Below are 11,486 nucleotides of genomic sequence, written 5' to 3'. Positions count from 1 at the left end.
CTGGGCGGAAGCGGGTTCCGGCAGGGGTTCGGGGCGGCGATCGAGAGGTACGGCACAGTTGCCGTGCAGGGGCCGGCGGATCGTTCAGCCGCGGAATCCGGGGGCGGGGCGTTACCCGGTCGTGATGGTGGCCGCGACGCTTGAAGCGAATCGCACGTGCGAAGCGGCAGCGGGTGTCAGGCCACCGCCCCGGCAAACCGCTGGAGCGGCGGCCGGCCTCCGGGGCAGGATGGGCGCGTGCTCCCACCCCGCCTGCTGTGGCGCGACCCGCGGCCCGTACCCCGGTTCAACCGGCAGGAGCCGGTGACCGTGATCGTCCGCGATCCCGGCTTCCACGAGCCGGCCGACCCGGACGCCTGTTCGGCGTTCTGGTACTTCTGCCGGACACACGACCTCCCCTACGGGCACGAGGCCTGCCGGGGAGGAGCCCATCTGATCGCCCTGCACTGCCAGGAGCACGGGCCCGAGAACATGGACCCGGCCCCGCTCATGCTGATGTTCCCGGAGGGCTTCACTCCCCCGCTGAGCGAGGAACAGCCGGCCCGGGCGCGCTCGTGAGGTCCGCTACTTCAGCGCGCCCGCCGTCAGCCCCGCCACCACCTGGCGCTGGAAGATGATGTACGCGGCGAGGACCGGGAGCATCGCCATCACCAGGCCCGCGAAGAGGCCGGACCAGTCGCCCTTGTAGCCCTGACTGACCGCCAGCTGGACCAGGCCCTGGGTGAGGACGCGCTTGTCGGGGTCGGTATTGAGGACCGTGGGGAGCATGTACTGGTTCCACTGGCCCAGGAAGTTGAAGATGCCCACGCTGATCAGGCCCGGCTTGGCCATTGGCAGCATGATCTGGAAGAACGTACGCGTGTGCGAGGCGCCGTCGACGAAGGCCGCCTCCGCCACCGAGGTCGGCAGCGTGCGGAAGAATGCGGTCAGGAAGAACACCGTGAACGGCAGCGAGTACGCGATGTAGACCAGGATCAGACCGTGGATCGTGTTCAGCAGGCCCATGTTGTTCACGACGTAGAACAGCGGGACCAGCGCCAGCATGATCGGGAAGCTCATGCCGCCGATGAAGAGGTAGTAGATGAAGCGGTTCCCGGGGAAGTCGAAGCGCGCCAGGACGTAGGCCGCCATCGAGCCGAGGACCAGGGTGCCGATGAGCGAGCCGCCGACCACCAGGACGGTGTTCAGGAAGTAGTCGCTCATGTTGGCCTGGGTCCAGGCCCGCGACCAGTTGTCGAAGTGCAGCTTGTCCGGCAGGGACCAGGGCGAGCCGAAGATGGAGCTGTCGTCCTTGAAGGACGTCATCACCGCCCACAGCAGCGGCATGACCACCATGATCGCCCAGATGACCAGCACGCCGTGGGAGAAGACGTTGAGGACCGTCCCCTCCTTCTTCCGGTCGGCGGGCCCCGGCGACGGCACGTCGACCTTGGCGAGGGGTGCCCCGGACTCGGCCGGCAGCGGGGCGGAGGTCTCGGTCGTCTTCATCGATTCAGTACTCCAGCCGCTCGCGACGGCCCAGCCGCATCACGATCGCGGCGAACGCGAGCGTGACGACGAGCAGGGCGACGCCGATGGTGGTGGCGTAGGCGGCCTGACCGTCCCGGAACGCCTTCTGGTACACGTACAGGACCATCACGGTGGTCGAGTAGTCGGGACCGCCCGGCCCGGTCGTCATGATCTGTACGACCGCGAACGACTCGGCCCCGAGCGCGAGGATGCCCATGTAGACCCAGCCGGACTGCACGGTGTCCCACAGCAGCGGCAGGGTGAGGCGGAAGAACGTGGTGGTGCGGCTCGCGCCGTCCAGCAGGGCCGCCTCGTACAGCTCGGCCGGGATCGACGCCATGCCCGCCGAGAACAGGACCACGAAGAAACCGACCGTGGACCACACGAGCACCGCCATCACACACCACAGCGCGAGGCTCGGATCGCCCAGCCAGAGCGGCTGGACGCTGTCGAGCCCGATTCCGCGCAGCAGTGAGTTGATCGCGCCGCTGTCCGGGTTGTACGCGAACTGGAACAGCAGCGCGACGATCGCGATCGACAGGACCTGCGGGAAGAAATAGACGATCTTGTAGAAGGACGAGCCCCGGACCCCGGAGACCACGGGGCCGCCCCTGCGCCGCCGTCCGCCCACATTGATCATGAAGGCGAAGAACAGTGCCAGACTGATCGTCACCAGCGGCAGTACCAGGGCGAAGAGCAGGCTGTGCTGCAACGACTTCCAGAAGATGTCGTCGTCGAACATCCTCTTGTAGTTGTCGAAGCCGACCATCTTGAATTCGGGGCTCAGGCCGGTCCAGTCCGTGAACGAGTAGTAGATGGACTGGATGAACGGCCACACCACGAAGAGCGCGTACAGTCCCAGGGGGAGTGCCAGAAACCCCACGATGAACCGGTACTTGCCGTGCTGCATCGCCACTCCGGTGCGGTAGAGGTCCTGGTTACTGGTGCTTGTAGTGCTTGATCGAGGTGTCCTTCGCGGCCTCGTCGGCGAAGCCCTGGATCTTCTTGATGGCCTCGGCCGGAGTGAGGCGGCCGGCCATCATCTCGCCGAGTCCGGCCACACCGATCTTCTCCTTCTGGAGCTGCACGTACCAGTCCTGGATCCGCGGATTCACCACGTTGGATCCGGCCTTCTCCAGCGCCGCCACGCCCGACTTCAGACCCGGCGTGAGGGTGATGCCGGTGGTGCCGCCGTTGTACGCGGTCAGCGACTTCACCTTGGCGGTGAAGTTCTTCGAGGACGCCTCGGAGAGCATGATGCGCAGCTGCTCCATGCCGCCCTCGGAGTTCGCCGCCTTGGCCGGAACGACGAAGGGCTCGCCGCCGGAGGCCCAGATCGTGCCGAACGGCATCTTGTCGGAAGCGTCGATGCCGGTGGGCGCGGAGACGGCAAGGTTGAAGTCGGCCGGAATGACGTTCGCCGACTCGTTCTCCACCCAGGAGCCGTTCGGGATGAACAGCGCCTTGCCCTTGGCCCAGGCGGTCTGCGACTGGATGTGGTCCAGACCCGGGGTGCCCTTGAGGATGTAGCCCTTCTTGTAGAGCTCGTAGTAGGCCTCGAAGCACGCCTTGACCGCCGGGTGCTTCCAGGCGTTCGGCTCCAGGTTGTCGATGGCGTCGAGCACCTCGCGGCCGCCGACCTTGCCGATCATCGGGTACAGCGAGAAGGGGAGGTAGTACGGGTACTTGCCCGCGTACGTCCAGCCCGCCGTGCCCTTCTTCTTGGCCTTCTCGCACACGGCGAGCATCTGGTCCCAGGTCTCGGGGTACTCCGCGTCCAGCGAGTCCAGCGCCTTCTGCGAGTACCAGACGCCGTAGACCGTGTAGGCGTAGTAGAGGATCCAGACCGGCTTGCCGTCGAACTGGCCCATCTCCACGATGCCGGGGCGCAGCGTGTCGCGGACCTTCTTGTTCGGGTCGTCGTACGACGGCGCGTCCAGCAGCGGGGTGAGGTCCGCCAGCTGGTTCTTGCCGACGAGGACGCCCATGTCCATCTGCTCGGCGCCGGAGTTGTCGATGAGGTCCGGCGGGTTGCCCTGGTTGAAACGGGGCTGCAGCGTGGACTGGATCTTCTGGGTGGCGGAGAACTTCACCGTGGCCTTGGGGAAGTCCTTCTGATAGATCTTCACCGCGTCCTGGGCGTACTCCTTGCCGAAGCCGCCGTCGAAGAGGACGAATTCCATCTTCGCCGTCTCATTGACGCCGAGCGGGTTCTTGGCGGTCTTCTTGCCCGCCTTCGCCTTGTCCTGTCCGCTGCCGCCGCTGCTCGCGCAGGCGGAGAGCAGGCCCATTCCGGGGGCCGCCACCAGACCGAGTGCGGCCGAACGCTTGATCAGATCGCGGCGGCCGACACCTTCGCCACCGTGGTGCGCAGTGGATCCCATGCTCAAGTCCTCGCCTTCTCCAGGACTCAGGCGGTGAACCGGATCCTCCCCGGCACCGCGGTCGGGTCGTGCAGGGTCGTGCAGGAGTAGTGCAGGGTCGTGCAGGAAACGCCGACAGGTATAGTCCACTTCCCGCCAGCGGAGCAAGATCGAATGCAAGGTTGGCCATGGGTCTTTTCCGAGTTGAGACCTCTCGGAAATCTGAGCGATCCGCGGGTGCTCCGCCGGAGAAATTCGCACCATAGGCCCCTGAATGCCACACCCAACACCCTTGACATCAAGGGCCACTTGACGCCCTACTGGTTCCTGCGCAGCGAATTTGACAACGTTGTCCAGTGCGGAGCGCAGGAGGGGATTCCGTAGATGCAGCCAAGAACACGGCACAGATACGGTCCGGCGGTCGTCCTCACGGCCGCCTTTGTCATGGCCGTCGGCACACAGAGGGCGGCGGTCGCTCTGCCGGACCGGGCTCCGGCCGCCGACCGGGAGTTCGCATCCTCGTTCGAGAGCGGGGATCCGGCGCCTGAATGGCTGAACACGGTCGACACGGCCGCGGACGGGAGCAAGCGCGCCTCGGGCGTGGACGGCGGCTACAGCACCGGCATTCCGGGCAATGCCACCGACCATGTGACCGAGGTCCGGGCGAGCGGCGAGAACGCGGGCGCGGGCGAGGTGAAGGAGAACCTGGCCGACGGCGAGCCCGGCACCAAGTGGCTGACCTTCCAGCCCACCGGCTGGGCCGAGTTCGACCTGGACAAGCCCATCAAGCTGGTGACGTACGCGCTCACCTCGGCCAACGACTTCGACGGGCGCGACCCGAAGGACTGGACACTCAAGGGCTCGACGGACGGCAAGGACTGGAAGGCCATCGACACCCGCTCGGGCGAGTCCTTTTCCGAGCGGTTTCAGACGAAATCGTATGATCTGGCCGAGCCGGGCGAATACCAGCACTTCCGGCTGGAGGTGACGAAGAACAACGGCGCCCCGGACATCCTGCAGATCGCCGATGTCCAGTTCTCCACGGGCGGCGGGGGCGGCCCGGTGCCGCAGGACATGCTGTCGCTGGTGGACAAGGGCCCGAGCGGATCCCCGACGGCCAAGGCGCGCGCCGGTTTCACCGGAAAGCGGGCCCTGCGCTACGCCGGACGGCACACGGCGGCCGGCCGGGCGTACTCGTACAACAAGGTCTTCGACGTGAACGTGAAGGTCGGCGCCGACACGCAGCTGTCGTACCGCATCTTCCCGTCGATGGCCGACGGCGACCGCGACTACGACGCCACGAACGTCTCCGTGGACCTGGCCTTCACCGACGGCACCTATCTGAGCGACCTGGGCGCGACCGACCAGCACGGCTTCCCGCTGTCGCCGCGCGGGCAGGGCGCGGCCAAGGCGCTGTACGCCAACCAGTGGAACACCGTGGCCTCGCGGATCGGCTCGGTGGCGGAGGGCAGAACCGTCGACCGGATCCTGGTGGCGTACGACTCCCCGAACGGCCCGGCGAAGTTCCGCGGCTGGATAGACGACGTGGCGCTCAAGCCGGTGGCCCCCGAGAAGCCGAAGGCGCATCTGTCGGACTACGCACTGACCACCCGGGGCACCAACTCCAGCGGCAGCTTCTCGCGCGGGAACACCTTCCCGGCGACCGCTGTCCCGCACGGCTTCAACTTCTGGACGCCGGTGACGAACGCCTCTTCGCTGAGCTGGCTGTACGAGTACGCACGTGCGAACAACGACGACAACCTGCCGACGATCCAGGCGTTCAGCGCGAGCCACGAGCCGAGCCCCTGGATGGGCGACCGGCAGACCTTCCAGCTGATGCCGTCCGCCGTGACCGGCACCCCGGACACCGCACGTCAGGCGCGGGAGCTGGCCTTCCGACACGAGAACGAGACCGCGCGGCCGTACTACTACGGGGTCCGGTTCGAGAACGGTCTGAAGGCGGAGATAGCACCGACCGACCATGCGGCCGTGCTGCGCTTCACCTACCCCGGCGACGACGCGAGCGTGCTGTTCGACAACGTCACCGAACAGGCGGGCCTGACCCTGGACGAGGAGCACGGCATCGTCACCGGCTACTCGGACGTGAAGTCGGGCCTGTCGACCGGCGCCACGCGGCTGTTCGTGTACGGCGTGTTCGACAAGCCGGTCACGGACGGCGCCGCCAGTGGGGTCAAGGGCTATCTGCGCTTCGACGCGGGTGCGGACCGCACGGTCACCCTGCGCCTGGCCACCTCCCTCATCAGCATCGACCAGGCGAAGGACAATCTGGGCCGGGAGGTCCCGGACGGCACGTCCTTCGACACGGTCGAGGCGCGGGCCCAGCGGGCCTGGGACCGGCTGCTCGGCAAGGTCGAGGTGGAGGGCGCGACCCCGGACCAGCTGACCACGCTGTACTCCAGCCTGTACCGGCTGTACCTGTACCCGAACTCCGGCTTCGAGCAGGTCGACGGGAAGGACCGGTACGCCTCGCCCTTCTCCCCCATGCCGGGCCCGGACACCCCGACGCACACCGGCGCGAAGATCGTCGACGGCAGGGTGTACGTCAACAACGGCTTCTGGGACACCTACCGGACCACCTGGCCGGCGTACTCGTTCCTGACCCCGTCCCAGGCGGGCGAGATGGTCGACGGGTTCGTGCAGCAGTACAAGGACGGCGGCTGGACCTCCCGCTGGTCCTCCCCCGGTTACGCCGACCTGATGACCGGCACCTCCTCGGACGTGGCGTTCGCCGACGCGTATGTGAAGGGCGTGCGCTTCGACGCGAAGTCGGCGTACGACGCGGCGGTGAAGAACGCAACGGTCGCCCCGCCGTCCTCGGGCGTGGGCCGCAAGGGCATGAGCACCTCGCCCTTCCTCGGCTACACGAGCACCGACACGCACGAGGGCCTGTCCTGGGCGATGGAGGGCTACGTCAACGACTACGGCATCGCGAAGATGGGCGAGGCCCTCTACCGGAAGACGGGCGAGAAGCACTACCGGGAGGAGTCGCAGTACTTCCTCAACCGCGCCCAGGACTACGTGAACCTCTTCGACTCCAAGGCGGGCTTCTTCCAGGGCCGTGACGCCAAGGGGGACTGGCGCGTGGACTCGGCCAAGTACGACCCGCGCCAGTGGGGCTACGACTACACGGAGACCAACGGCTGGGGCTACGCCTTCACCGCCCCGCAGGACAGCCGGGGCCTGGCCAATCTGTACGGCGGCCGCGGCGGCCTCGCGGACAAGCTCGACGCGTACTTCGCCACCCCGGAGACCGCCTCCCCGGAGTTCGTCGGCTCCTACGGCGGTGTCATCCATGAGATGACAGAGGCCCGGGACGTGCGGATGGGCATGTACGGCCACTCCAACCAGGTGGCGCACCACGTCATCTACATGTACGACGCGGCCGCCCAGCCCTGGAAGGCGCAGAGTTACGTCCGCGAGGCGCTCTCCCGGCTCTACACGGGCAGCGAGATCGGGCAGGGCTACCACGGCGACGAGGACAACGGGGAGCAGTCGGCCTGGTTCCTGTTCTCCTCGCTGGGCTTCTACCCGCTGGTCATGGGCAGCGGCGAGTACGCGATCGGCTCCCCGCTCTTCAAGAAGGCGACCGTGCACCTGGAGAACGGCCGGGACCTGGTCGTCAAGGCCCCGCGGAACAGCGCGGCGAACGTGTACGTGCAGGGCGTGAAGGTCAACGGCCGGCCCTGGACGTCGACTTCACTCCCCCACTCCTTGCTGGCCAAGGGCGGGGTGCTGGAGTTCTTCATGGGGTCCAAGCCCTCGACATGGGGATCGGGGAAGAACGCGGCTCCCGTCTCCATCACCGAGGACGACAAGGTGCCGGCGCCCCGCGCGGACGCGCTGTCGGGTGACGGCGCCCTGTTCGACAACACCTCGGCGACGAGTGCCACGGTCACCTCGGTGGACCTGCCGGTGGGCGGTGCCGTGCAGCCCGTCCAGTACACGCTGACCTCGTCGGCCGACCACTCCAGGGCACCGGCCGGCTGGACGCTGCAGGGCTCCACGGACGGCACGACCTGGAAGACCCTGGACCACCGCACCGGGGAATCGTTCACGTGGGACCGCCAGACCCGGGCGTTCACCATCGCCGCACCGGGCTCGTACACCAAGTACCGCCTGGTCCTCGACGGCGAGGCGACCCTGGCGGAGGTGGAACTGCTGGCCTGACGCCTGCCCGTACGGGGAAGGGGCGGGTCCCTCGCGGGCCCGCCCCTTCGTCATGTCCGGGCAGCTCAGCCGGTGGCCAGCGTGAACACGTGCAGATCGGTGTTCTCGGGCAGCCTGACACTCCTGACGGTCTTGCCGGCCGGTGCCGTGAACGGCTTCGTCGCGAAGACGTACGTGGCCACCGGGTCCTTGTCGGCGCCCGCGACATTGCGGTACGCGGTCTTGGCGACGACCTCGTTGCCGTACTGGACGGTGCCGCCTCCGCCGCCGACGGTCCAGTCGGTGAAGGAGAGGTCGACGGTGTCGGTCGTGCCGTCGGTGTAGGTGACGGTCGCCCTGGTCTGCTGGTTGCCGTTGACCGCGCTGCCGATGAAGGCCAACTTGCCTGCCGTGGTGGCCAGTTCGATGGTCTGGCCGGCCGACGAGGCGTTGTCGGGGCGGGCGGCCGGCGAGGCGGGCCAGGTGAACGTGAGGCCGTCGACCGTCCCCTGTGTGCCCGGGGTCAGGCCGGCCGTCGCGAGGGCCTGGCGGGAGTAGCTCCAGCCGCCGCCGTCGTAGTCGGCCTCGTCGTGTTCGCCCTCGTCGTCGGAGATGCCGGTGTTGTTGTAGGCCGCGAGCAGGGTGCCCGGAGCGGCCACGGTCAGGGACACGGGCTGCTCGTAGGAGGTGTCGCCGGAGGTGACGGTGACCTTGGCGGCGTAGAAGCCCTGGGTGGCGTCCCGGGCCGCAGTGAGGGTGATCTCCTGGGAGCCGTCGGTGACGGTGCCCGCGGCCGGTGCGGCCGTGACGCCGGAGGGGGTCTCCACCCGGAAGCGCACCTCAGGGCCGGTGCCGCCGCTCAGGGCCAGCGCCCGTATGCCGATCTTCGTGCTGTCACCGGGTGCGACCGTGGCGGCGGTGGGACCGACGCCGATCTGGTACGGCTGCTCGCCCGCGCGGAAGGACGGCGGCGGGGAGGCCGCGCCCCAGGTGCGGTTCGGGGTGGTGGCGAGGGTGTAGTCGAGGCGGCCGCCGTCCCGGACGAAGGAGGCGGGCAGCCAGGGCCGGTCGCCGGTGCGTCCGTCGACCTTCAAGGACTGGATGTACGGCGCGTCGGCCGCCGCGCCCGTCGCCCGGATCGAGATGTCGTTGCCGGACGGGCGGTCGATCTCGATCCGCTCGAACAGCGGTGAGGCGAGGACGAGTTCGGCCCGGGACGGCACCTGCGGGTACATGCCGAGCGCGGAGAAGACGTACCAGGACGACATGGCGCCGAGGTCGTCGTTGCCGGGGATGCCGCCGGGCCCGGTCGACCAGAGCTGCCGCATCGCCGCGCGGACGGTCTCCTGCGTCTTGTACGGGGCGCCCGCGTAGTCGTACAGGTAGGGCACGTTGATGGACGGCTCGTTGTCCAGCTCGGACTTGGTGCCGCCGTTGCCGGTGAAGGCCCAGCCGCCGTCGGCGGTGTGGAAGAAGGAGTCGAGCCGGGCGAGGGCCTGACCGGTGCCGCCCATCGCGGCGAAAAGACCGGCGGGGTTGTGCTGGACCATCCAGGTGTACTGGGCGGCCGTGCCCTCGACGAAGCCGTTGCCGGTGTCGGGGGTGAAGCCGGTGACCCAGCTGCCGTCGGCCCTGCGGTTGGCGACATAGCCGCCGCCGGGGTCGGCCGCGACGTTGAAGTTGTTCTGCCACCACTGCGCGCGGCGGGTGAACGCGGCCGCCGTGTCCTTCTCCCCTGCCGCGGAGGCCAGCTGGGAGAGGGAGAAGTCCGCGGTCGACATCTCCAGGGTCTCGGCGGCTCCGCCCCAGGCGTTGGAGACGCTGGGCATGTAGTGCAGTTTGAGGTACTTGTCGAGCGACGGGCGCTGGCCCACCGACAGCACCGGCTTGCCGGCCGCGGACAGGTCCTGCTGCGTGGGCACGGTCGCCGCCTTGACCAGCGAGTCCAGGGCGCCCCTGAGGTCGAAGCCGGTCCCGCCGAAGGCGTGGATGCCGGCCAGTGCGGTGGGCGAGGGGTCGCCGTTCATGACGTGGGTGCCGCTCGCGCCGTGCAGCCAGCGGTCCCAGATCCCGCCGTTCTGCGTGGCGAGCTCGTAGAGCGACTGCGCGAGGTCCGAACCCGTCCCGGGGTCGAGGAGCGTCAGCAGCTGCACCTGGTCGCGGTAGACGTCCCAGCCGGAGAAGGTGCCGTACTGGGCGCGGTGGCCGCGGCCCACCCGGTGCACCGCGCCGTCGGCGCCCCGGTAGCGTCCGTCGGCGTCGCTGATGACGTTCGGGTGCAGCAGGGAGTGGTAGAGGGCGGTGTAGAAGGTGGTGCGCTCGGCGTCCGTGCCGCCGCCGACCCGGATGGCGGCCAGCCGGTCGCGCCAGGCGCGGCGGGCCGCGTTCCGGACCGCCTCGAAGGAGCGGTCCGGCGGGTTCTCCGCCCTCAGGTTGGCCTCGGCGGCCTGCCGGCTGACGTAGGAGATGCCGACCCTGACGTTCACCGGGCCGGTGCCGGGCGCGAACCGGACGTAACCGCCGGCGCCCTTGCCCGCGACGGGCCGCCCGCCGTGCGCGAAGCCGCCCGTGCCGCCGGAGGCCTCCAGGGAGCCGGGGCTCAGCCGGTCGTCCTGCCAGGTGCCGGTCGCCGCGAAGGCCCGGTCGAAGCGGGCGGTGAAGTACAGGGTGTAGTAGGAGCGCCGGCCCTCCGGGTCGAGGTAGCCGCAGAAGTTGCCGGAGGTGACGGAGCCGGAGACGGTACGGGTCGCCGGGTCGATGGTGACCGTGGAGTCCGCCGAGCCGACCTCGGAGTTGGCGGTGCGCACGAGCAGCGAGGCGGGCTTGTCCGCGGGGTAGGTGAAGCGGGCCGAGCCGGTGCGGGCGGTCGCGGTGAGGTCGGCGGTGACGCCGGAGGCGAGACCGACCGTGTAGTGGCCGGGCTCGGCGGTCTCGTCGGTGTGGCGGAAGTCGGAGGCGTAGACGGCGTCCTTGGTGTCGCTCGCCGGGGAGGAGGTGACCTCGCCCGCGTACGGGAAGAGCGGGATGTCGCCGCTGCCGCCCGCGCAGCCCGTGCCGGACATGTGGGTCAGGCTGAAGCCGCGGATGCGGGTGGCGTCGTACTGGTAGCCGCCCGGTGCGGCGGTTCGGGTGGCGTCGCCTCTGGTGTTCTCCGGGCTGAAGGAGAACATGCCGAACGGCGTGACGGCGCCGGGGAAGACATCGCCGCCGTTCCTGGTGCCGATCAGCGGGTCGACGTACGGGGTCGGGTCCTTCACGAGGTCCGGTGGAGCTGCGGGCGCCGCGAGGGCGGGGGTGCCGCCGACGGTCGCGAGCACCGCGGCGAGCAGCAGGGACGTGGGGCGGAAACGCATGACGCGGCCCTTCCTCCTAACGGACGGGTCGCGCACCACAGGTCGCACAAGCCGCAGGGACAGTAACGTGCGCCACGCGTACCACGGAAGACCG

Annotated in this window: 6 protein-coding genes; 2 read left to right on the top strand and 4 right to left on the bottom strand. The window is 68.9% G+C overall.

The window, feature by feature from the left end:
• The first annotated feature begins 237 nt into the window (after positions 1–237).
• The gene (locus ACZ5DS_RS05740; protein ID WP_468234473.1) at positions 238–558 is read left to right on the top strand and encodes a hypothetical protein; all 321 of its coding nucleotides are present in this window, start codon (positions 238–240) and stop codon (positions 556–558) included.
• Between the two features lie 6 nt (positions 559–564).
• Here the strand turns inward: ACZ5DS_RS05740 and ACZ5DS_RS05735 are convergent, their stop codons facing one another.
• Genes ACZ5DS_RS05735 through ngcE form a run of 3 tightly spaced genes read right to left on the bottom strand, consistent with a single transcriptional unit; the run spans position 565 to position 3,893 of the window.
• Positions 565–1,488, bottom strand: coding sequence for a carbohydrate ABC transporter permease (locus ACZ5DS_RS05735; protein WP_468234471.1), 924 nt, complete (start codon positions 1,486–1,488; stop codon positions 565–567).
• 4 nt (positions 1,489–1,492) lie between these two features.
• Positions 1,493–2,419 (bottom strand): carbohydrate ABC transporter permease, encoded by a 927-nt coding sequence (locus tag ACZ5DS_RS05730; protein ID WP_468235093.1) that lies wholly within the window; start codon positions 2,417–2,419, stop codon positions 1,493–1,495.
• A 28-nt stretch (positions 2,420–2,447) separates the two neighbouring features.
• On the bottom strand, positions 2,448–3,893 hold the full coding sequence (ngcE, locus tag ACZ5DS_RS05725) for an N-acetylglucosamine/diacetylchitobiose ABC transporter substrate-binding protein (protein ID WP_468234469.1): 1,446 nt from the start codon (positions 3,891–3,893) through the stop codon (positions 2,448–2,450).
• Between the two features lie 363 nt (positions 3,894–4,256).
• On the opposite strand from ngcE, the gene ACZ5DS_RS05720 reads away from it, so the two are divergent.
• Positions 4,257–8,060, top strand: a complete 3,804-nt coding sequence (locus tag ACZ5DS_RS05720) for a GH92 family glycosyl hydrolase (protein ID WP_468234468.1) — start codon at positions 4,257–4,259, stop codon at positions 8,058–8,060.
• Between the two features lie 65 nt (positions 8,061–8,125).
• Here the strand turns inward: ACZ5DS_RS05720 and ACZ5DS_RS05715 are convergent, their stop codons facing one another.
• A complete protein-coding gene (locus tag ACZ5DS_RS05715; protein ID WP_468234466.1) occupies positions 8,126–11,392 on the bottom strand; it encodes a GH92 family glycosyl hydrolase in 3,267 nt (1,088 codons plus the stop codon).
• Positions 11,393–11,486: the final 94 nt, after the last annotated feature.

It is taken from the genome of Streptomyces sp. NPDC031100, from assembly GCF_055570785.1.
The sequence above is the reverse complement of the archived record's forward strand: the minus strand, read 5'-3'. Positions and strand labels throughout refer to the sequence as shown.